Origin of the sequence: Pseudobutyrivibrio xylanivorans (assembly GCF_010906925.1) — a bacterium.
Taxonomy (GTDB): Bacteria; Bacillota; Clostridia; order Lachnospirales; family Lachnospiraceae; genus Pseudobutyrivibrio.
In genome coordinates this window covers 535,221-558,485 of sequence record NZ_VTVE01000001.1, presented here as the reverse complement: position 1 = coordinate 558,485, position 23,265 = coordinate 535,221, and the positions used below count along the sequence as shown (strand labels likewise).

Annotated in this window: 19 protein-coding genes; 1 reads left to right on the top strand and 18 read right to left on the bottom strand. The window is 40.3% G+C overall.

The features are described from left to right. Window positions 1–93 precede the first annotated feature (93 nt). From F0Q01_RS02610 to F0Q01_RS02545, 14 genes are all read right to left on the bottom strand, one after another. The gene (locus F0Q01_RS02610) at window positions 94–303 is read right to left on the bottom strand and encodes a hypothetical protein (RefSeq protein WP_090485908.1); all 210 of its coding nucleotides are present in this window, start codon (window positions 301–303) and stop codon (window positions 94–96) included. An 82-nt stretch (window positions 304–385) separates the two neighbouring features. Further along, window positions 386–784: a 30S ribosomal protein S9 gene (rpsI, locus tag F0Q01_RS02605; protein ID WP_028234846.1), complete on the bottom strand. Its 399-nt coding sequence runs from the start codon at window positions 782–784 to the stop codon at window positions 386–388. 13 nt (window positions 785–797) lie between these two features. Continuing rightward, window positions 798–1,226 (bottom strand): 50S ribosomal protein L13, encoded by a 429-nt coding sequence (gene rplM / locus F0Q01_RS02600; RefSeq protein WP_090150102.1) that lies wholly within the window; start codon window positions 1,224–1,226, stop codon window positions 798–800. A gap of 202 nt (window positions 1,227–1,428) precedes the next feature. Next, entirely contained in the window at window positions 1,429–3,066 is a 1,638-nt protein-coding gene (gene treC / locus F0Q01_RS02595; RefSeq protein ID WP_090485905.1) for an alpha,alpha-phosphotrehalase, read from the bottom strand. A gap of 9 nt (window positions 3,067–3,075) precedes the next feature. After that, window positions 3,076–4,911, bottom strand: coding sequence for a PTS system trehalose-specific EIIBC component (gene treP / locus F0Q01_RS02590; RefSeq protein WP_090485902.1), 1,836 nt, complete (start codon window positions 4,909–4,911; stop codon window positions 3,076–3,078). Between the two features lie 179 nt (window positions 4,912–5,090). Further along, the gene (locus tag F0Q01_RS02585) at window positions 5,091–5,825 is read right to left on the bottom strand and encodes a UTRA domain-containing protein (RefSeq protein WP_090485899.1); all 735 of its coding nucleotides are present in this window, start codon (window positions 5,823–5,825) and stop codon (window positions 5,091–5,093) included. Between the two features lie 213 nt (window positions 5,826–6,038). Then, complete coding sequence (gene truA, locus F0Q01_RS02580) at window positions 6,039–6,773, bottom strand: tRNA pseudouridine(38-40) synthase TruA (RefSeq protein WP_090485896.1); 735 nt, start codon at window positions 6,771–6,773, stop codon at window positions 6,039–6,041. Window position 6,774: 1 nt separating this feature from the next. After that, window positions 6,775–7,575 (bottom strand): energy-coupling factor transporter transmembrane component T family protein, encoded by an 801-nt coding sequence (locus F0Q01_RS02575; protein ID WP_090150085.1) that lies wholly within the window; start codon window positions 7,573–7,575, stop codon window positions 6,775–6,777. Further along, a complete protein-coding gene (locus F0Q01_RS02570; RefSeq protein ID WP_090150082.1) occupies window positions 7,560–9,332 on the bottom strand; it encodes an energy-coupling factor transporter ATPase in 1,773 nt (590 codons plus the stop codon). The genes F0Q01_RS02575 and F0Q01_RS02570 overlap by 16 nt, the downstream gene beginning before the upstream one ends. Before the next feature lie 9 nt (window positions 9,333–9,341). Next, a complete protein-coding gene (trmL, locus tag F0Q01_RS02565) occupies window positions 9,342–9,839 on the bottom strand; it encodes a tRNA (uridine(34)/cytosine(34)/5-carboxymethylaminomethyluridine(34)-2'-O)-methyltransferase TrmL (protein WP_090150079.1) in 498 nt (165 codons plus the stop codon). A 268-nt stretch (window positions 9,840–10,107) separates the two neighbouring features. Then, window positions 10,108–11,274 (bottom strand): pyridoxal phosphate-dependent aminotransferase, encoded by a 1,167-nt coding sequence (locus F0Q01_RS02560; RefSeq protein ID WP_090150075.1) that lies wholly within the window; start codon window positions 11,272–11,274, stop codon window positions 10,108–10,110. Then, window positions 11,271–11,753: an Lrp/AsnC family transcriptional regulator gene (locus F0Q01_RS02555; protein WP_090150072.1), complete on the bottom strand. Its 483-nt coding sequence runs from the start codon at window positions 11,751–11,753 to the stop codon at window positions 11,271–11,273. Before F0Q01_RS02555 ends, F0Q01_RS02560 begins: the two co-directional genes overlap by 4 nt. Before the next feature lie 95 nt (window positions 11,754–11,848). Then, the gene (locus tag F0Q01_RS02550; protein ID WP_177209268.1) at window positions 11,849–12,841 is read right to left on the bottom strand and encodes an AIR synthase family protein; all 993 of its coding nucleotides are present in this window, start codon (window positions 12,839–12,841) and stop codon (window positions 11,849–11,851) included. Window positions 12,842–12,849: 8 nt separating this feature from the next. Beyond that, window positions 12,850–14,523, bottom strand: coding sequence for a VanW family protein (locus F0Q01_RS02545; protein ID WP_090485889.1), 1,674 nt, complete (start codon window positions 14,521–14,523; stop codon window positions 12,850–12,852). A 159-nt stretch (window positions 14,524–14,682) separates the two neighbouring features. On the opposite strand from F0Q01_RS02545, the gene F0Q01_RS02540 reads away from it, so the two are divergent. Beyond that, on the top strand, window positions 14,683–15,330 hold the full coding sequence (locus tag F0Q01_RS02540; protein WP_090150063.1) for a hypothetical protein: 648 nt from the start codon (window positions 14,683–14,685) through the stop codon (window positions 15,328–15,330). A gap of 51 nt (window positions 15,331–15,381) precedes the next feature. Here F0Q01_RS02540 and F0Q01_RS02535 read toward each other — a convergent pair whose 3' ends face one another. The 4 genes from F0Q01_RS02535 to F0Q01_RS02520 all read right to left on the bottom strand — a co-directional run bounded on the left by F0Q01_RS02535 (window position 15,382) and on the right by F0Q01_RS02520 (window position 23,249). Continuing rightward, the gene (locus F0Q01_RS02535) at window positions 15,382–18,315 is read right to left on the bottom strand and encodes a glycoside hydrolase family 3 protein (RefSeq protein ID WP_090485887.1); all 2,934 of its coding nucleotides are present in this window, start codon (window positions 18,313–18,315) and stop codon (window positions 15,382–15,384) included. A 299-nt stretch (window positions 18,316–18,614) separates the two neighbouring features. Further along, complete coding sequence (locus F0Q01_RS02530; RefSeq protein ID WP_090485884.1) at window positions 18,615–19,166, bottom strand: GtrA family protein; 552 nt, start codon at window positions 19,164–19,166, stop codon at window positions 18,615–18,617. 33 nt (window positions 19,167–19,199) lie between these two features. Continuing rightward, complete coding sequence (locus F0Q01_RS02525) at window positions 19,200–21,560, bottom strand: glycoside hydrolase family 3 C-terminal domain-containing protein (protein WP_090485880.1); 2,361 nt, start codon at window positions 21,558–21,560, stop codon at window positions 19,200–19,202. 330 nt (window positions 21,561–21,890) lie between these two features. After that, window positions 21,891–23,249 carry a GHKL domain-containing protein gene (locus F0Q01_RS02520; protein ID WP_090485877.1) on the bottom strand — a complete coding sequence of 453 codons (1,359 nt, stop codon included), beginning with the start codon at window positions 23,247–23,249 and terminating at the stop codon, window positions 21,891–21,893. Window positions 23,250–23,265 lie beyond the last annotated feature (16 nt).

Below are 23,265 nucleotides of genomic sequence, written 5' to 3'. Positions count from 1 at the left end.
ACTTAAATTTTTTCTTTGTAGCAACTGTTTATAATTATACCTATATCTACCATCCTGTTCAACGGCACACAAAAAAGACCCCAGGACAGATATCTATATTCCGCGATGCCATTCGCAGACACTTCGTGTCTTGCTCATCATTTCTTGTTTTCCAATAAAGTACAGGATTGTTGCAAATCCAAGAAACAATTCGCAGAAAAGAGATAAGGATTCCTGCAAAACAAGAATTGCAAGTTCAGCAAGAGATTTTCTTACTGCCAAGATTGAGATGGAATATTCTTGACCTTCGGTCAAGAATCCCATCTCAATCTTCCAATAAATGCAAAAAAAGAACCAGTAGCAAATAAATTTGCTCTGGTTCTTTGAATTTGCATTTGCAGTAAGATTATCTCTTGCTGAACTGTGGTGCACGACGTGCAGCTTTGAGACCGTACTTCTTACGCTCTTTCATACGTGGATCTCTTGTGAGGAATCCAGCAGCCTTAAGTGTAGGTCTGTACTCAGCGTCTACCTCAAGGAGTGCACGTGAAATACCGTGTCTGATAGCACCAGCCTGGCCAGTGTATCCGCCACCCTTTACGTTAACGATAACGTCAAACTTCTCTACAGTGCCTGTAGCTACAAGTGGCTGACGAACAACTACCTTTAATGTCTCAAGACCAAGGTACTCGTCGATATCTCTCTTATTTATTGTGATCTTACCTGTGCCAGGTACAAGATATACTCTAGCAACTGAAGACTTTCTTCTACCAGTTCCGTAATACTTTGTTGTATTCTTAGCCATGATCTACCTCCTATTAAAATGTAAGCACTTCTGGCTTCTGTGCCTGCTGCTTATGATCTGGTCCAGCGTAAACGAAAAGCTTTGTGTACATCTGACGACCAAGTGGTCCCTTTGGAAGCATGCCCTTAACAGCGTGCTCGATTACTCTATCAGGGTGTGTGTTGAGCATCTCACGAAGAGTTGTCTCCTTCATACCACCAACATAGTCTGAGTGATGATAGTAAATCTTCTGATCAAGCTTCTTACCTGTAACCTTAATCTTCTCTGCATTAACTACGATAACATAGTCACCACAATCAGCGTGTGGAGTGAAGACTGGCTTATTCTTACCTCTTAAAACCTTTGCAACTTCTGCTGAAAGACGACCAAGTGTCTGGCCCTCAGCGTCAACTACATACCATTTTCTCTCAATCTGAGATGGGTTTGGCATATAAGTATTCATTGAGAATTCCTCCTTAAATAAATCTAAAGCTCCAAGCCGGTGATGTCCGGGCACCTGCATGGATAATTATAGTAAAACTCGCCTCCGGGCTAATGGACGCAAGTTACCTTACTACATCAACCGTTACATTTTACAATAGGAATTAGCTTTCGTCAACAAGAAAATGAATAAAAAAGAGGGTGCCGAAAGCACCCCCATTATACTAGAAATTTTTAAATACAGCAAACTCATAAGGTCTAAGTTTTATCTGCCCCTTAGTTGAATTTACTGCGCTGTCATAATTGCCTATCAGTCTGTCATATCCTTCATCTGACCAGCTATAATCAGCTTCATTTTCAGATAGATTTCCAACAACCTTAAGGACTTTATCCCCTAATTTTCTCTCATAGCTTATTATCTCCTCAGGGCTCTCATCAAATGAGATTCCTCCATCTGAGATAATCTTGTACTCTTTTCTGAGATAAATCAGCTTCTTGTAGAATGAAAAGATAGATGTCTCATCATTTATCTGGGACTCTGCAGTAATATGCTTGCCATACTCTGGAACTTCAATCCAAGGTGTGCCTGTTGTAAATCCATCATTTGCTGAGGAATCCCACTGCATTGGTGTACGGCAGTTGTCTCTAGAGCGCTCATTAATAATAGCAAGAGCCTCATCAGAAGACTTCCCTTCCTCCTGCAAAATCTTGAAATAATTCAGGCTTTCCACATCGCGATACTGGCTAATGTCAGTAAAGTGAGTGTTTAACATTCCAATCTCCTCTCCCTGGTAAATATAAGGAGTACCTCTCATAAAGTGGATAATACCGGCAAAAAGCTTGCCCGATTCCTTCCAGTACTTTTCCTCGTTACCAAATCGAGAAATGGTGCGAGGCTGGTCGTGGTTAGTCCAAAAGACTGCATTCCAGCCGCCATTTTTTGACATCTGTTCCTGCCAATCCTTAAACAGCTTTTTAAGAGCAGATTTGTCATAAGGCATAAGCTCCCACTTGTTTCCATTTTTGTAATCCACCTTAAGATGATGGAAGCTGAATACCATGGAAAGCTCTTTTTCTGATGGATTAGAATACTTTATGCAGTTATCTATTGTGGTAGATGACATTTCCCCTACTGTTATCATGTCAGCTATACCAGTATCTGCCACCAGTTCCTTTAAAAACTCATGAACTCGTGGACCGTCAGTATAGAATCTTCTACCATCACCCTCATAATCATTCTCCAGATTCTCAGGCTTTGATATTAGGTTAATTACATCAAATCTAAATCCGCTAACCCCCTTTGCCTTCCAAAATCTGATGATATCCTTTAGCTCATCTCTAACCTCTGGATTGTCCCAGTTAAGGTCTGCCTGAGTTACATCAAACAAGTGTAAATACCATTTATTCAGGCTATCTACATATTCCCAAGCATTGCCACCAAACTTTGACACCCAGTTTGTAGGTGGACAATCTCTTGTTCCATCCACAAACTTGTAGTAATTGATGTATTTCTCGTCCCCAGAAATAGCCTTTTGAAACCACTGATGCTCTGTGGAAGTGTGATTGAAAACCATATCAAGCATTATGCCTATGCCCCGTTTCTTAGCTTCACTTGATAGTTCTTCAAAATCTTCCATAGTGCCAAATCGTGGATCAATCTGGCGATAATCAGCAATATCATAGCCATTATCCCTCTGAGGAGAAATGAAAAAAGGTGTAATCCAAAGGAAATCTACCCCAAGCTCTTTTAGATAATCAAGCTTAGCTGTGATACCCTTTAAATCTCCAAAGCCATCTCCATTGGTGTCATAAAATGATCTAGGATATATTTGATAAACAACTTTATCTTTGAAATCTAACATTTAACTGCCTTACATTACAACGCAGACTACTGTGTCAGCCTTGCCTGCTGCTGCAATCTCCTTTTTACTAAATTTAAGAAGTGGCTGGCCGGCCTTTACTGCCTGATTCTTCTCTACCAAATATTCAAAACCAGCGCCGTTCATCTGAACTGTATCGATACCTACATGTATCAATACCTCTCCCCCCTTATCAAGCTTCATTCCAATTGCGTGTCTGCTGTCATCCATTGTAACTGCAATAACGCCATCAGCTGGAGCATGAACTACTTCTTCATCTGGAATAATAGCAATTCCATCACCCATAAGCTTCTTAGAGAAAACCTCATCCTCAACCTGCTCAAGTGGAATAACCTTTCCTGCTACAACTGTTGTTAAATCAACATCTGCAACCTTTATTACTTCTTCTGTTTCCTCGTCTTCACTCTCGCCGTATATATCTTCTGTTGTAAGTCTCTTCTTGCCAACAACAACTGTGAGCACAAATGGAACAATAATAGCAACCAGCATGCAAATTGCAAAAATAAGCATATATCTTGTCTGGATTGAAAGAATTCCAGGGATACCACCTACACCAATTGAATTTGCCATAACTCCGCTACCTACAGAAATGATAGCTGCGATACATGAACCAATCATGGCGCTAAAGAATGGGAATCCATATTTTAAGTTAACACCGAACATAGCTGGCTCTGTTACGCCAAGGTAACATGAGATACATGCTGGAATAGAAACTTCCTGAGTCTTTGTATTCTTCTTCTGAAGGAAAATCATACCTAAAACTGCAGAACCCTGAGCAATGTTTGAAAGTGCAATCATTGGCCACAGTATTGTACCACCGAAATCAGCAACAAGCTGTGTATCAATGGCATTTGTCATATGGTGAAGGCCAGTGATAACAAGTGGTGCATAGAACATACCAAATACGCCTGCAAACAACCAGTTAACTGAACTTGTAAGACCAGCGTGAACACCTGCTGAAATCCATGAGCCAATCTTCCAACCGATAGGTCCTAAAATAAAGTGTGATGCCATAACTGCAAGTACTAGTGAGAAGAATGGCACAACAATCATTGATATTACCTTTGGACAAATCTTTGTAAAGAACTTCTCAAGGAACACAAGGCAAAAGCCTGCAAGAATAGCTGGAATTACCTGTGCCTGATAACCAATCATGTTAACCTGTGCAAAACCAAAATCCCACTTTGGAATAGCATCAGCTGCTGCACCTGCAACGCCATAAGCGTTAAGGAGCTGACCAGATACAAGTGTACAACCAAGTACAATACCAAGAATCTGAGTTGTACCCATCTTCTTTGTAATAGACCAGCAGATACCAACAGGTAACATATGGAAAATAGCCTCACCTATAAGCCATAAGAAACTATGGACACCTGCCCAGAACTGTGACTGTGAAACGATAGTGCCATTACCAAAATCGATTTCACCAATTACATTTCTAAAACCTAAAATCAAACCTCCGACTACAAGAGCTGGAATAATTGGAGCAAAAATTTCTGCGATTGAAGACATAATCTGCTGAAGAAGATTCTGATTCTTCTTAGCTGCCTTTTTAACCTGGTCCTTAGAAACTCCCTCTACTCCTGCTACTGCAACGAAATCATTGTAGAATTCCTGAACTTCCTGACCAATAATAACCTGGAACTGTCCAGCCTGAGTAAATGTACCTTTCACACCTTTGATTTTCTCAATTCCCTTAATATCAGCCTTTGCAGGGTCATTGAGAGCAAATCTCATTCTCGTAACACAGTGTGATACTGCTGCAATATTACTCTTTCCGCCAATCAAATCGAGTAATTGCTTGCTTTCCTCTGTAAATTTTCCCATGACAATCTCCTTTTTCTATAAATACTTCACACGCTAACCTGTTTAAACAGGTCTCATAGTTATTTTATATCACAGCTGTTTAAACAGGTCAATATATTTCATAAAAAATTCTTACCTTATAATTTCAAAATCCCCTAAAACACAAAAAGTACCTAGCAATGCTAGATACTTTTATAAGTCTATTTATTTGTTGTATCACTGCGGACAGCTGTGTCCATGAAGCAGAAATACTCAGGCACATGTCGAGACTGGGTATATTCAAACATAATACCCATTCCATTAAATGTCTGGCTAGTGACAACCGCAAGACAATTGTAATCCCCAAGGCTTAGGTATTTTGAATCCACCTCAGTGACTCTCTCTACTGTCATCTTACGCTTACTCATGCCTATCTCCATCTTCAGCTCATTTTCGATGTAGTCATAGATGGACTTTGCTGCAATCTCAGGAGTAATGCCTGTGACAATTGACTTGTCAAACATATTGATATCCATAATACATGGCTTGCCATCAAGCTTTCTAAGTCTCTGGATGTAGTAGAGCTCAGTCCCCTCAGCAAATCCAGTTCTTTTAGCAACTCTGGCGTCTGCCACTATCTCAGCAAACATCACTACCTCAGTGTCACTATTTAGCTTGTTTCTAGCAGCAGTCTCCTTAAATGTCTCGATACCACCAATGATAAAGCTGGCCTTGTCATAAGGCTGGTAGATAACTCTGACACCTACACCATTAATAGCCTGAACATAGCCTATCTCTGCAAGCTGGGCCAGAGCACGTCTTACCGTATTTCTAGAACAATCATATACTCCCACCAAAGTACTCTCCGATGGCAAAATACTCTGGTACTCATATTCCTCGTCTTCTATCTTAAGTTTTAAATCTCTATAAATCGATTCATACTTCGCTTTTGCCATAAAACCTCCGCCTGTTACGGTAACAATCCTGAGAGTCTCTTTCGATGACTCCACGTCATTCTTCAGAGACCTCAGAGATTGTTATCTACAGGCTATACATTACTAATACTTGATATCAATCCGCCAGTTACGTTAACAATCCTGAGAGTCTCTTTCGATGACTACATGTCATTCTCCAGAGACCTCAGAGATTGTTAACTACAGGCTTATATATTACTCATATTCGATACCTATCATAGTTAAACCATGGGCAGGGGCAGTTGGACCTGCCAATTCACGGTTGCGTCCACGGAATATTTCAAGCATATACATTGGGTCCATCTCGCCTGCCCCCACCTTAATAAGGGTACCTGCAATAATACGAACCATGTTATAAAGGAAACCGTCACCTGTAAGACAAATGTGGATTACATCGTCCTCCTTATAAACCCTAGCTGTATAAATAGTGCGTACACGGGATTTAACCTGGGCTTTTACAGAAGAAAAAGAAGTAAAATCATGCTGGCCTATCAAATAGGCTGCTGCCTCGTTCATCTTTTCCACATCCAAATCATAGTAATAATGGAATGTATCCTTGCGCTTTGTAGGATCAGGCATTTTACGATTTAAAATTTTATACTCGTATGTCTTTCTACAAGGGGCATATCTTGGATGAAAATCATCATCAACCTGACATGAATACTGTACCACAATATCATCAGGCAATCTCTGATTGAGAGCAAAGCTAATTTTGTCAGCAGGCATTCTAGAATTAGTATCAAACACTGCCACATTGCCAAGAGAATGAACTCCTGCATCAGTACGGCTAGCTCCCATTATAGAAATAGGCTCTTGCAATAAATCTGTAAGGGCCTCATTAAGCTTTTGTTCTATTGTCACTCCATTGGGCTGAATCTGCCAGCCACTATATCCGCTGCCATCATAGGCAACCACTATCATTACTCGCATTCTACAAAATTCCTTTTACAACAAAAAATCCTATGGTGTAAGCTGCAATACAAATGTAAGCTCTCTGATCAAGTGAGCTGTACTTAAGTGGCTTCATTTTGGTTCTGCCTTCACCACCATTATAGCATCTTGCCTCCATAGCGTAAGACAAATCATTGGCACGACGAAAAGCTGATACAAAAAGTGGTACTAAAAGTGGCACCATATTCTTAGCCTTTTTAATAAGTCCACCTGTCTCAAAATCAGCACCTCTAGCCATCTGTGCCTTCATGATTTTATCTGTCTCCTCAATCAAAATAGGAATAAATCTAAGGGCAATAGACATCATCATAGAAATCTCATGGACAGGAACACCTACCTTCTTAAGGAATCCAAGTGATTTCTCCAAACCATCTGTCAGCTGATTAGGTGTTGTTGTAAGTGTAAGAATGGATGTACCAATAATTAAAATAATCATACGACTAGTCATTAATACTGCATTCTTTAGACCTACATCAGAAATAGAAAAAATCCAAAATGAAACTAAGGTCCTTCCCGGTGTCAAAAACAGGTTAAAAAGACCAGCGATAATCAAAAGCATGACGATAGACTTAAGACCCTTAACCATAAATGAAAATGGTACATGGCTCATGCGGATAATTCCAAATAAAGTCACAAGAACAATTGCAAATAACACCACATTGTTAGCAGCAAACAGAGTAATTATAAAAACAAGCGTAGAAAACAGCTTCACTCTAGGATCAAGTGAGTGAAGAACTGAATCTGCTGGATAATATTGTCCTAATGTTATTTCACGCAACATAAAATCTCTTCCTTTGCCTCTTCTACTGTAGTGGCGTCTGTCTTTACGTCAAAACCTGCAGCCTTTAAATCATTCATCACATAAGTAACCTGTGGCGCTGCAAGGCCTATCTTTTCAAGTTCTTTATAGTGAGCAAATACTTCCTTTGGTGTGCCATCATATACTGGCTTGCCACCATCCATTACTATGATTCTATCTACATAGTTGGCCACATCTTCCATGGAATGCGATACTAAAATAACTGTATCTCCTCGCTTTTCATGCATATCGGAAATGAGTCCTAAAATATCATCTCTACCCTTTGGATCAAGACCTGCTGTTGGCTCATCCAAAATAAGAACAGCTGGCTTCATTGCAATAACCCCTGCAATAGCAGCACGTCTCTTTTGACCACCAGAAAGCTCAAATGGCGATGCCAGATAAAATTCCTCTGGAAGACCTACTAAACCAAGGGCCTCATAGGCTCTTTTAATCTGTTCCTTCTCATCAAGGCCCTGATTCTTAGGACCAAACTGAACATCCTTGAAGACTGTTGTCTCAAAAAGCTGATGTTCAGGATACTGGAATACCATACCTACCTGTGTACGAAGATCTCTAATATCGTAATCCTTGTCGTAAATATCCTGACCACGATAATAAATAGAACCCTCTGTAGATTTAATAAGTCCATTCAAATGCTGAACAAGAGTGGACTTGCCAGAGCCAGTATGACCGATAATGCCGATGAACTCACCCTCTTTTATATTAAGGCTAACGTCATCTAAGGCTGTAACCTCATAGCTGGTTCCTGGGCTGTATTTATATGATACATGATCTAAAATCATCACATTGTCTGCTGGATTATTCTGCTTTTTATGGCTCTCTGGAAAATCTAACTTTCCTCCTAACTGAGTTCTGATTAGATGGCCATAGTTTTCTTTTAAAGCCTCAAGCAATTCTTTTCTAGTAAGTACACATTCAGGAAGGTTCACTCCTGCTTTTCTAAGCTCATGTGCAAGCAGTGTAACCTGTGGTACATCAAGGCTGTGCTGCTTAAGCAAATCAACATCCTTAAAGATTTCACGAGGCTTGCCCTCCATGAAAACTTTACCCTTTTCCATTACAAAAACATAATCGGAGTCTACAACCTCCTCCATGTAATGGGTAATAAGGATAACTGTAATGCCCTTTTCCTTATTGAGGGTATGAACAGCCTGAAGCACATCTGCTCTACCATCTGGGTCAAGCATGGCTGTCGGCTCATCCAAAATAATACACTTTGGCTCCATTGCCATAACACCAGCAATAGCTACACGCTGCTTTTGACCGCCTGATAGCTTGTTTGGAGAATGACTCTTGTATTTGTACATTCCCACCATCTTAAGAGCCTTCTCAACTCTTGTAATAATCTGTTCAGTAGGTACACCGATGTTCTCAGGACCGAAAGCAACGTCCTCATCTACTACAGATGCAATTATCTGATTGTCTGGATTCTGGAAAACCATACCTGCAGTCTGACGGACTGCAAATGTATACTCATCATCAGACACATTCATGCCATCTACATAAAGTGTGCCCTCTGAAGGTGTAAGAAGCGCATTAATATGCTTAGCGAAAGTAGACTTACCAGAACCATTATGTCCTAAAATGGAAATAAACTGACCTGGCTCTACATTAAGATTAACGTGATCAAGGGCAACCTGAATTGCTTCAACATTGCCCTCTTCATCACGTCTAATATATTCATGAACTAATTCTTTTGCTCGAATAATTGACATTGGTACCCACTATTCCTTCCAGTTGAGTCTATGTAAATTACCCTCAGTCTCAAGGCCGAGGAAGTCATTTTGTCTCAGAGCCTCATACAAAATTACTGCTACCGAATTGGATAAATTAAGAGATCTAATATCATGTCCCATTGGAATACGAACACAATTCTCCTCATTGTCTACAAGGATTTCCTCAGGAATACCTGCGCTCTCCTTGCCAAACATTATGTAGCAGTCTGGCTCATAATTCACCTGGGTGTGTGTCTTTTTAGCCTTTGTAGTGGCCATGTAGACCTTGGCATCAGGATTCTTAGCCTTGAAGTCATCCCAGTCATCATAACGGAACACCTCAAGCTTGTCCCAATAATCCATTCCAGCACGCTTTACAGTCTTGTCTGTAAGGACAAAACCAAGTGGCTCTATCAAATGAAGTCTTGTGCCTGTGGCACAGCATGTGCGGCCGATATTTCCCGTATTCGCAGGAATCTCAGGCTCATGCAAAACTATATTAAGCATTTTAAAACCTACGCTGGTTACATTCACAATCCTGAGAGCCTCCTCCGATGACTACATGTCATTCTCCGGAGACCTCAGAGATTGTGAACTACCAGCTTACTCTTTCTAATATTTCTAATGTATATATCGTTTATTATATACCACTTTTCCGCCTTTGCTTGCGGTTTGGAGCAAAATCCAGTTAACAATCTATTAGTATTCTGAAAGTGACATGTAGTCACTGGAAGAATATCTAATGATTGTGAACGTAGGATTTTGTACACAACCCCTAGCCACGAAGTTCGTTGATGAATTCTTCGATGCGGTCCATGGCTTTTTTAAGGTTCTCAAGTGAATATGCGTATGATATACGTACATTGCCCTCACCAGATTCACCAAAAGCTGTACCAGGAACTACTGCCACTTCCTTTTCTTTTAAGAGGCGTGTACAGAACTCCTCAGAGCTCATACCAAACTCTGCAATTGAAGGGAAAATGTAGAATGCACCGTAAGGCTCAAAGCATTTAACATTCATCTTCTTAAAGCGATTAAGAAGGTAACGACGTCTGTCATTGTACTCCTCTCTCATGTTAGCCACATCCTCATCGCAATCACGGATAGCTGTAACTGCTGCATACTGGCTAGTTGTAGGAGCACACATAATAGCAAACTGGTGAATCTTAGTCATCTGCTGAATAATCACATGTGGTGCGCAAACATAACCAAGTCTCCATCCTGTCATAGCATGACTCTTAGAGAAGCCATTGATGTAAATAGTGCGCTCTTTCATGCCTGGGAAGCTGGCAATAGATACATGACCGCTTCCTGTGTATGTAAGCTCACCGTAGATTTCATCAGTGAGAACAAATAAATCGTATTTCTTAACAAGCTCAACGATTGGCTCAAGATCTGCCTTCTCCATAACTGCACCTGTTGGGTTGTTAGGAAATGGCATGATAAGTATCTTAGTCTTGTCGGTAATAGCTGCCTCTAATTCCTCTGGCTTAAGGCGGAATTCATTTTCCTCCTTGAGATTGATAGCCACTGGAACACCGCCAGCAAGAATTGTACATGGCTCATAAGAAACATAAGATGGCTGAGGAATAAGTACCTCATCACCTGGATCAAGCATTGCACGAAGTGCCACATCGATACCCTCAGAGCCACCTACTGTCATAAGCATCTCTGTAAGTGGGTCATACTCAAGACCATAGTGACGCTTGAGAAATTCTGCGATTTCTATTCTAAGTTCCTTTAAACCAGAGTTTGAAGTATAGAATGTACGACCTCTCTCAAGAGAATAGATAGCCTCGTCTCTAACCTTCCATGGTGTATCAAAATCAGGCTCGCCAACACCAAGTGAAATAGCCTCTGGCATTTCAGCTACAATGTCAAAAAACTTACGAATTCCTGATGGTTTAATTTCTGTAATTGTTTTATTTAGAGGGTTTCTCATAAGCTCACCTTCTCCCTCTCATCAACATGCTTTTCTGCCATAATTATGCCGTGATCCTTGTACTTCTTCAAAACGAAGTTAGTCTGTGTGGAAAGCACTGAATCAAGTGGAGAAAGCTTAGCTGATACAAAATCAGCAACCTCTCTAAGTGTATGTCCCTCAATAGAAACCATGAAATCATAGCTTCCTGAAATCAAATATACTGCATCTACCTCTGGGTAGTTGTAAATGCGCTCTGCCACCTTATCAAAACCCATGCCTCTTTGAGGTGTAACACGCACCTCGATAAGTGCTGACACCTTTTCAACAGAAGCCTTGTCCCAATTGATAAGTGTAGGATAACCACAAATTATATGCTCATTTTCCATAGCCTCAAGCTCATTAACAATCATAGCCTGCTCTGTGCCAAGCATCATTGCCAAATCCTCAAGGTCAATTCTACTATTGTGTTCTATGTAACTTAATATTTTTTCTCTCATAATATGCCCCAATCTGTCTGTTACACTTGATAGGCCTCAAATCTCTTTGCTATATAACCTAAGAGATTGAAAGCTTATTAGCTACAGACTCTTTATTATTTATTAACAGTAACATTGTAAAGCGCATCAGTTTTCGGAGGCTCGAGGAATCGAACTTCTTCGCCATTAATGATGCGTCTATCATTCGAAGAGTTGGACTTCCCGATAATGGCGGATGCTACCCCCGCGTCCGCTAATTTTCTAACCAAACCGTTGCCATCTTCTGTAGCAATGAGCATGGCTCCAGAAGAAATAAGCTCATAAGGATTAATTCCAAAGAATTCACATACCTCTATTGTCTCCTGCTTAACAGGAATGTTCTTTAGGTCAACATCAATTCCAACACCTGATGCTTCACCCATCTCCCAAAGAGCTCCAAAGATACCGCCCTCTGTCACATCATGCATTGCAGCAACGCCATGTTCCACTGCAATCCTGCTCTCAGGTAAAACACTAAGGTACTGGTCAAATGATTTCGCTGTATCGATTAATGATTGAGGAAGTCTGGTCAAAAGCTCCTTCTCATGGTCCTTAGCAATAATAGATGTGCCCTCAAGACCAATCCACTTTGTAAGGACTAGGTCCATATCTGGCTTGGCGCCGCCAGTAGAAATCATCTGGCTCTTTTTCACCTTGCCAACTGCTGTAACCGAAATAAGTGGCTGATTAACCGCCTCTGTAACCTCTGTATGTCCGCCTATTACCTGGACATTGTATCTTCTGCAGGCAGCATCTACCTGCTCCATAATCCCTTTTAACTTGGCCTCACGCATGCGAGGAGTGAGAAGAACTGTAAGAAGTATACCCACAGGCTCTGCCCCTGCACTGGCCAAATCATTTACAGAAATTGTAACTGCCAGCTCTCCAATATCTGAAGCTGTACCAGTAATTGGATCTGTAGATAAAACCATCTCCTCATCAGGACCTAGCGCCACTGTAGCGCAGTCCTCGCCTACATTAGGTCCACTGGTGACCTCTGGGCGTGTCACATGAAGTTGTTTAATAACCGAACGCTTTAATACGCTCTCTGGTAATTTTCCGATTTCCATTTTATTTCCTATATAGGTGCATTTTGTGTGTCTACTGTTGTTGTGTCTGGAACTGTTGTCTCTGCAGGTGCTGGCGCAGGCTCTGCTGGCGCAGCAGGCTGAGAATTGCTATTGCCTGGATTTGTAACCTGATACTTAGGTGTAATCACAAATGGAGTAGAATTAGAAACTCCTGGTGCGTATGTTGCAATAGCCGCCGCAATTGTATTTGGATCCTGTGTAGAAACTGCCTGTAGCATAGCCGCTGAAAGATTAGGATCTTCCGATGCAATACCTACCACAACAGTTCTATTTGATGGATTGTATTTACTGTTGTTGTATACAGTACGGCTAACTTCCTGACCGTTCTCATATACTATCTTCCATAATTTAGCTGTAACGCCTGTATGACCACCTACTGTAGTAGCCATCTGACCAAGAGGTCTGGCTGCATCTGCAACCCATGTTGTGTTTTGTACATTGACAGCTGTAATCTCTGTCTCGTACTTAACCTCATGTCCTGGGTCGTCCTCTTCCTTGCCGTAGATGTTGAAGTAAGCGTGACCGCCATCGCAGTATCCCTCAATATAGATAGGATAATTCTTATTGTTGCGAATCTGGAAGTCCTTGCCACCAGACTCTGAAATAGCTGCATCCTGAGATGCAGGAACATAAGTAACAATCATAGAGTGACAATTTCTAGTAACAACCTCAAGCTCTGCCTCTCTGACTGCACCGTAGAATGTAGTAGATACCTGGCAAATACCGCCACCGTATGTCTCTACTGTAGTACCATTTTCATATGAACCAGCAAGCTGGTAACCATTTTCTGCTGTAAATGGTGTGATAGCATTAAGCACTGAAAATTCATCCCCTGGATATAAAATAGTGCCATCTATAAAGCTAACACCATTGGCAACATTTTGCTTTCTGTTAGCAGATGATGAGCTATAGTCTGTGCTAAATGAGCCAAGGCAATCCTTGATCTCTGCAAGCTCTTCCTTGCTGCCTCTAGGTTCCTTAACCTCTGTAACAAGATCTACTGTGGCATCATTGCCATCCCACTTGTTCTCAATATAATCAACAAGAACGTCAGCCGATTCTTCGATTTGAACTACAACACCTGATGTACCCTCATGGAAAACGAACTCACCATTTTCTCTAGTAAGATAATCATCGCTAGCCTCATCGTTAACCTGCGCTGAAGCTGCATTCAAATATGTAATAAGACCTGTCTTGTTGGCACCTGTAGAAAGAGCAAAATCCTTTGTACGTCCCTCTTCCATGTCCTTAGATGCCTTGAAGCGCTCTGCAAAGTTTCCGTATGAACCGTATGTAGCTGCCTTTACAGTAACCTCTGGATCCTTAGGTCCGATGCAAAGATCTGCGCCTGTCGCTGTAAAATTCTGCTCATTGGCATTAAGTGTAAATTTAACTGAATCATACTTAGAGTAGTAATCGTCAATAACGCCGTTGGCCTCATCAACTGTAAGCCCTGCCACATCCATTCCTCCGATTGTAACGCCCTTAGGAATGATGCGTGTATCAGGCTCTCCTTCCTCTTCTGCTACAGCCTCTGCTTCGTCATTTAACAGCTCCTCATCTGAAGCTTCCGCTGCATAAACAGTAGAAGGTGTACCCATAAATAAGGTAAAATTACTTATACACAATAAAATTGTAAAAAATACTTTTATTTTTTTCATAACAACCTCTATAATCTAGTATAATATATTATAGTAATGCAGCGGCAACAGTAGTAAATAACATGCAAATAACTACAATCACTAATACTACACCCGCAAACATCTGCTGTTTTTTTGTACGCTTCATTATAATACCTCACATTCAGCAAAGGAGAAACCATGGGCTTCCCAATTTTACCTTTTTTCTTAATCTTTTTAGTATGGCTGGCATTTCGCTTGAGAAAGCTTGATACCAAGCAAAAACAGGAAGAACATGACTTTTGGGCTAAAGAGCGCCAGGCCAATGTAACCCCTGCAAAAGATATATCAAATCTAAGATATATTACCATTCCAATGGAAAAATTTCCATTAAATTTTAGCAATGATGAAAAAGTAATTGAAATCGAAAAAGAATTACAAGAATTGTCTACCCACAAGCTGTTAAACCTTATCGGTGTGACCAATACAGATTTGAAACTTACTTATGGTGTTCCTAATTTTCAGACCATGTCTCAAATCGGTGACGATTTCGACAGAGTATGCGTTCTTCTGAACAGTTACGCCCATGCTCTTATGGAGGCAGAACGAGTTGATGACGTAATCACAGTTCTTGAATTTGCAGTAGGTGTAGGCACTGATATCAGTGAAAGCTACACACTTCTGGCCCACTGCTACGAGCAAAAAGGAATGCATGAAAAGCTGGAATTATTAAAAAGACAAGTTGAGCAAAGTAAGCTTCTTCTTAAAAATTCTATTCTTTCAAAAATCGAATCTACTAGAACTATTATCTCAGATGAGGATCAGCAGGCTGTAGATATGAAATTATAATATTATATAAGAAAAGGGACGACCAATTGGCCGTCCCTATTATTTTACTTGTTATGCCTCTTCCACCTGAGGTTCAACTTCTTTTTTAAGCTTAAGATACTTCTTAATTGCCTTGAAGCAAAGGAATGCAAGAAGTGCAATTAATACTACGTCTACTGCGTATACAATCTTAACCCATGTTGGCTTGCCAGAGATTACTTCATTCTCATAAGCACGGCTGTTTACAACTGTGTAAAGAATGTTCTTAGAAGCCTGTCTCATAGCGATTACTGAAGTAGCTGAAGTCTGATCAGTTACTGTAGACTGTGGAGTCTCATATGTTGCAAGCATAAGGTCGCAACCATTTCTAATCATTCTGTCAGAATCCTGATATCCATATCCACCAAAGTAATCTGTCTCTGCAAGACCTCTGAATCCCCACTCATCACGAAGTACTGTGTTAAGAAGTGGTGAGCAAGCCTCAGCTGGAATAGTACCAATGTTATTAAATGCTACCATTGTTGCAGCTGGGTTAGAGTTCTTAAATGTAATCTCAAATGACTTTAAGTAAACCTCACGGAGTGACTGCTCATTGAGCCATGTACATAAGAATCCTGTACGGTTTGTCTCCTGGTCATTTGTTGCAAAGTGCTTAACGTATGAATATACACCGTGCTCTCTTGCACCATTTACAGCGCTAGCGCACATCCAACCTGCAAGAACTCCATCCTCTGAGTAGTACTCAAAGTTACGTCCTGCAAATGCAGATCTGTGTGTATTTGTTGCTGGAGCATACCATCCTGATACGTCCATCTCATTTGCCATCTGGCCGATTGAATCGCCAAATGAATATGCTAATTCCTTGTTCCATGTGCAAGCAATCATAACTGCTGCAGGGAATCCGATAGAACCCTGGCCTGTAAAGTTATTGTTGATTGAAGCTGGACCATCGCAGTCATATGTCATAACCTTGCCAATTGAATCAACTGCTGATGTCTCATAACCACCAAGTGCAATAAGTGTGTTCATATCAGCAACTGTAAGCTCGTCAAGAAGCTCATCCCACTTAGCATCATCATAGTCAAGACCACGAAGCTCTGCCAACTTAATTCCGTTGTTAGCGCCTGTTGTAGGCATTACATCAGAATCGTTGTTGTAATCTGTTGGGTCATAATTTGTCTCGTTGAAATATGTAGCCTTAAGCTCATCTCCCATCTCAAATGATGTAGGAGCTGCTGTTGCCTCATCATAGTTTGCAAATCCATCTGCTCTTGAAAGGTATGTGAAGTTCTCACCCTTTGCAAAATCAAACTGATTTGTAGCAACTACCTGATCAGACTCACGCTTGTTAGACTCGTCATAAACTACCTTTGAAGCTACATTTACATTATCTGTAGCAATCTTGTGATGAGAATCTGCATTAATTGAAATCTCATAGTCGCCAGCATCAAGTACATAGCAACCTTCGCCATCAGCATCGTATGATGCCATATCTTCTACTGCAAATGAAACATTTACTGTCTCTGAAGCGCCTGGCTCAATTACACCTGTCTTCTCAAATGTAATAAGATTTGCTGCAGACTTTTCAATTCCACCATTTGTGTATGGAGGATTGAAGTAAACCTGAACTACATCCTTACCAGCCACATCACCTGTATTAGTTACAGTTACGTCAAATGAAACTGTCTTGCCATCGTTTGAGATAGCTCCCATTTCCTGGTTAAATGTTGTGTATGATAATCCATAACCAAATGGATATACAACCTGTGAATCATAATCAAATTCCATATTACCAGCCTGTGCTTCTGCATAAGCTGTCTCATAGAATCTATATCCAACATAGATACCTTCTACATAGTTTACAAATGTTGGATAAGACATGCCGCCTTCTGCGAACATATTCTCATATCCAAACTCAGACATGTTTGTGTAATCAAAATCACCAAAGTTGTTAATTGTTGGTGTTGCAAGCAAGTCTGCTACAAAAGTATCAGCTGTCTTACCAGAAGGGTTAACCTGGCCTGCAAGGATTTCGCCAAGTCCATCGAAACCAGTCTGACCTGTTCCTGGGCAATATACTACTGACTTAATCTGTGAATAGTCATTTACAAAGCCAAGCTCCATAGCATTAGCTGAGTTAACAACTACAATTACCTTATCAAAATTAGATGTTACTTCATCAAGAAGTGCCTGCTCTCTGTTTGTAAGCTCAAGATATGATTTAGAAGCATCCAAATCGTCCTTGTACTCAGAATAACGCACACCAGTAACACCAAACATTCCTGAACCATCATCGTGGAATGTATCCTCACCATCGTAAGACATTGGAAGATCTGCGCCTTCACCACCTGAACGTGCGATGAAGAAAATAGCTGTATCAGAGAAATCCTTAGCATCTGTAATAAGGCTGCCATACTCTGAAAGCTGTGGTTCTGGAACTGTCCAATCCTGTCCCATCATGCCTACTGTTGGTCTTGTATCTCTCCAACCTGTGTAGAAATCTACAAGGTCCTGATTATACTCAATACCTGCATCCTTTAATCCTGTAAGGAAATCAATTGTCTCATATGCTGCTGAAAGAGCACCTGAACCTGTTCCACCGTAAATAGGATTAGTTGATGACCATCCAAATACATTAACCTTTGTTCCTTCTGCAAGAGGAAGAGCACTTTCTTCATTCTTTAAAAGAACAATACCCTCTTCTGCAATTTCTGTACATAAAGCCTGGGCTTCATCGATTGACTTGCCTGAAATCTTTCCACCGCCCATTGCCATGTTTACCATTGAGTAAAGTGGCGAAAGCAAAATGTTTGAAACAACAAGTACAAGTGTAAGTGCAAAAGCTATCCATGAACCCTTTCTAATGAGCCCACGTAGTGGCTTTTTCACCTTTATTACTGCGATTGTAATAATAATCGCAAGTGCAAGTACCACGCCTAAAATAATAAGCTGTGGCTGAATCTGTTGGAGGACCGCCTTCACGTCCTCAGGATTGATACCTAACATTCTCTCTTCTCCTTCCTTCTCTCCGCTGGTCACGCCCACAAGCCTTAAAGTCTCTTCCGATGACTACATGTCATTCTCCAGAGACTTAAGAGCTTGTTGTCTACCAGCTCCTGTATATACCAGTCAGTAGTAGACAATCTCTTAGATTTCTTAAGCGAAAACATCATGCTAAAAACTGACTGAAAGGAAAGTTTTTAGTATGTACACATGCTCTGCATGTGCTAAGTTTCGTGTTAGATGAGCGAAGAAATACTAAGGATTGTCGACGTAACTGACGGAATATCGATAGTTACATAAAGTTATTCATTCTTTGGTGTTTCTGGGAAAATAATCTTGTTCACGAAGAAGAAGACTATCATTGAAACGCCTCCGTTTAGTACTGTTGTTCCGATGTTGTATACAAATGGAGCGACGAATTTTCCTGCAACAGCAACCCAGATACAATTAATTGAGTTTACGATGCAAGTGATAATAATAAATGCAACAATATACCATGCTATCTGCTTGCCTGGCTTGTCATGATTGCGGAAAACGAATAATTTCTGAATTGGGAAATTAATACATTCTCCAATAACCATTGCAATCATATAAGCTGTAAAATATGCCAATCCGCCATGGGCTTGGTCGTAGCCTAATATGTTCCACTGGAATGTCTCTCCTGCGATTGTAAGAGGTATTCCAGGCCATCCAAATGACCTGTCACCCATAAATGCAAATGCTGCAGGTAAAAATGTGAGAAGCAAATACTTGAAAACTGTAATCAAATTACTAACAATTACAAACAAGCCACCTTCTCGAACCCACTTAGCAATAGCAGGATGTTTCTCTACAAAATCCTTCCAAAATCTCATTTCTACTCCTTCACTAATCCGTATTTACGATAGTTATTCCACATGATTAAGATGTGCTTCGTATTTTTTATTAGCACGGCGATTCTTGAAGAATCCACCAATGACACCGCCTAGGCCTCTGAAGAAATGTCCGTTAGCGATAGTTACAATGCTCTCGGCCATATCTCGGGATACTGCACCGGCTGTCATCTTACTCATAGCTCTAAATGGCATGTTGTAAATAAACATAGTATTTAAATCTGGAATACCCTTTTCATAAGATTTATCAAGATTGTTCTTTAATATTTTGTAAACCAAACGACAAAGACCGCTTTTGGCATCCTTCATCTGACAAAGAGCATCATTAATATCAAGTGGACCTACCTTTTCCTCTGGAAGTGGTCTAGCATAAAGCTTTTCAAATTCTTCATAGTGAACATTTCTTACCTTGCCACTCTTGTAACTTGGCAAATCATCTATGTTATATGGTAATTCTGCGATAGTACCTTCCTTTGAAATCTCTCCAGAGAGCTTAATATCAGCTACATTTGCTCCAACGTAGATTTGATACTCTCCTGCCTCAATCTCCCACTTGTTAGAAACAGTTGAGAAATAGCGGAATGTCTTGTCGTCAAATGGAATTTCTACCTCTGCAGACTCTCCTGCATTAATCCATACCTTCTTAAATCCCTTAAGCTCTTTCTTTGGACGAATAAGACCGGTATCTTTTTTACCTACATATAACTGAGCAATCTCTGCACCATCTCGGCTTCCAGTGTTTGTTATCTTAAATTTCACTCCACTGTCAGTTACTGTTAAATTGCTGTAGTCAAATGTTGTATAGCTAAGTCCATATCCAAATGGGAACTGAACTGCCACGTCAGCTGTATCGTAATAGCGATATCCAATAAATGGTCCTTCGCGATACTGAAGATTTCTCTTTTCTGTATCTGCATAATTTACGATTGAGCAATCAGTGTAGGCAAATGGATATGACTCTGACAATTTACCTGTAGGAATTTCCTTCCCTGTAATAATGTCAAGGAGGGCTGATGCACCTGCCTGACCTGTAAGGTATCCATGGAGCAATGCCTGAAGATTATCAAGCCATGGCATCTTCACAGAAGAACCTGCACTCATTACGCCTACAATATGCTTATTAAATACTGTAAGATTCTCCAGCTCTTTGATTTGATATTCAGGAACATCAATAGACATTCTGTCTGCTCCTTCGCTTTCAGCGATTTCATCAAGTCCAAAGAAGAAAAGCACTACGTCAGCTGCTTCTGGATTATCTTCAATTACAAGGTCATACTTTTTAATTTCCTCTGCGATTGTCTCAACCTTTGTTGAATTAACTTGTGAACTACCTGATCCCTGGTAACGAGGCTTATCCACAAATGGTCCCCTCAAACAGACCTTTGTTCCCGCCTTAAGCGGAAGAATATCTTCATCATTCTTTAAAAGCACTGCAGAATTCACTGCCGCTTTCTTTGCTATAGCATGATGAGCTTCTTTATCAAATCCCTTATTATGATCATTTTCTTTAAAGTAAATAGCTGCCTCGATAATAGGAAGAATCGCTCTATCAATCTCCTCTTCTGTGATTCTGCCCTCACCCTCAGTAGCTGCCTTTATAATTTCTCTTGCAGAATCAAGTCCTGGATTTGGCATCTCTACATTTGACTGGCATTTAACACCTGCCACATGGTCATTGCTTGCGCCCCAGTCTGTTACAACAAGGCCATCAAATCCCCATTCATTTCTCAGAATGTCTACTAGAAGATGCTCGTTTTCATTGGCGTATTTTCCATTTACCTCGTTGTAGGCTGACATAATTGTCTTTGCCCCACCTTCTTTTATTGCTATTTCAAAAGCTGTAAGGTAAATCTCTCTAAGTGTTCTCTCGTCCACAACAGCATTCATTGCCATTCGACGATACTCTCTTGAGTTAACTGCAAAATGCTTTGGGCAAGAATACACATGCTTGCTCTGAATTCCTCTAACATAAGATGCAGCCATTTTTCCAGCCAAAATTGGATCTTCAGAAAAATACTCGAAGTTTCTACCGCAAAGAGGTGAACGCTTCATATTAAGTCCTGGCCCCAAAAGCACATCTACATTTTGAGCTAATGCCTCTTCTCCAAGTGCTTCACCAATTTCTTCGCCAAGTTTTTCATCCCAACTATTGGCAACTGTTGCCGCCGTTGGAAAACATGTTGCTGGAAGTGAAGCATTTAGACCTAGATGATCTCCCGCTCCTTCCTGACGTCTCAAACCATGAGGTCCATCAGAAAAAGAAATTGACTGGATATTAAGTCGTGGGATATCTCGGGTTTCCCATTCATTTTTTCCGCTTAATAGAGCAGCCTTCTCAACCAAAGAAAGCTGTGCAATTATTTCTTTTGCGTCCATTTAATTCCTCCGTTAGCTCCATACATATTAAACATAAGCTTGAGAATAATTTATCACGGAGGTAAAAAAAAAGTTGCCCCGAAGGACAACTTGTAAAAAATCAAGGATAACTTGCAATATAAAATGTTACTATTCACAGTTATAAATATTTAAAGATTAATTCTCGTCATGCTTGCATGTAAGAGAATGATCTTTAAATATTTATAAACTGGAATCAGTGACTCCACCCACATGAATAATGTTAAGTGCGTTAGCACTGAGAAAGAAGTCTGTAAGACTTCCATTATGAATGCGAGTGGAGTCACTGTGAATAGTAACATACAATAGTACTTAAATTTTAGTGCTCAGCAGCACTTTAACTTTAAACCAACCATCTTCGTATGAGCAGTTCATTGCTCCGCCGTACTTTTCAGCCACTTGAGCAATGGACTTAAGGCCAAATCCATGCTTAACATTATCTTTCTTTGTAGTGCGAGGAAGATTATCCTTTCTAAATCTGCGCTTATTATGACTAGAACGAAGCCTTACATTTTCACTATCTGAACAGTTCTCACATTCCACAATAATAAACTGATTACGTCTTCTCACTGAAAGGGTGATGATTCTCTTTTCCTCATCCTCAAGCTGCTGCGTTGCTTCAATAGCATTATCTAAAACATTTCCAAATAAAGAACAAATATCCTTTACATGTATTTCTCCAAGCAAATCTCCATCCACCATTGCATTTAAAGTGATTTTCTTCTTTTGGCACTGAAGACTCTTGGTGGTAAGAATAACATCTAGGACCTTGTTGCCGGTATTCATAAATGATTCTTGAATAGCGATGGCCTGTTCCATATCGTCTAGAACTTCCGCTCTCTTTTCAGGATTATCCTCGTTTTTAAGAGCCATAACATAATGCTTCATATCATGCATTTCCTTGCGAAGAGCCTCAGAATTATCTACCGCAAGCTTGTACTGCTCGTACTGCTTCTGGAAAAGCTGGTTGATCTCATTACTCTCATTTTTCAAAGTAAGCTCATTTCTTCGACCCATCTGAGTCATAAGCATAAGCATGCCTCCGAAATCAACTAAAGTTCTAACATACAGCATATTTTCTGTAGCTGAAAATGGTGTACGCGTATTTACAAAGCTTATGTTTGACATAATAAAGGCACCAATGCCTGTTGCAAGTACACTTATAAGCTCTCTGTTATTAATATTGATATTTCTGTCTGGAGCAATATTGCCCTTCTCAATCCTGTAGTAAAGCATATAAGTCAGGGCAAAGACAATAACCATAATGACAAACGAAGAAATAAAACCATCCCTGCCTGTAATAGCCACAAACCATACAAAAAGCTGCTTATATAAGCTGGCTGCAAACTCAGCCAAAACAAATGCATGTGTAGTGATAACTCCACAGTCCTTTGGCTTAATCTCTAAGACAAAATAAAGAGATGCATACATGAGTCCTACTGCACCTATCATTGTAGGAATCCAGAAACTAAGTGGCAAAATACCTGCCACAAATTGAAAGGCCCCAATCAAGATAAAGGTGAATATACATTGAAAAACAAACACCTTATCATGATGGCGTCTTTTATAGATATTGAAATAAACAAAAACCGCCAGCCATTCAGCTATAGCGGTAAATAATCTAGGTGTGTCCTGCAAATTAGCAGGGGTTAAAAAAGCTGTAAAATCCATAGAACTTAACCTCTTA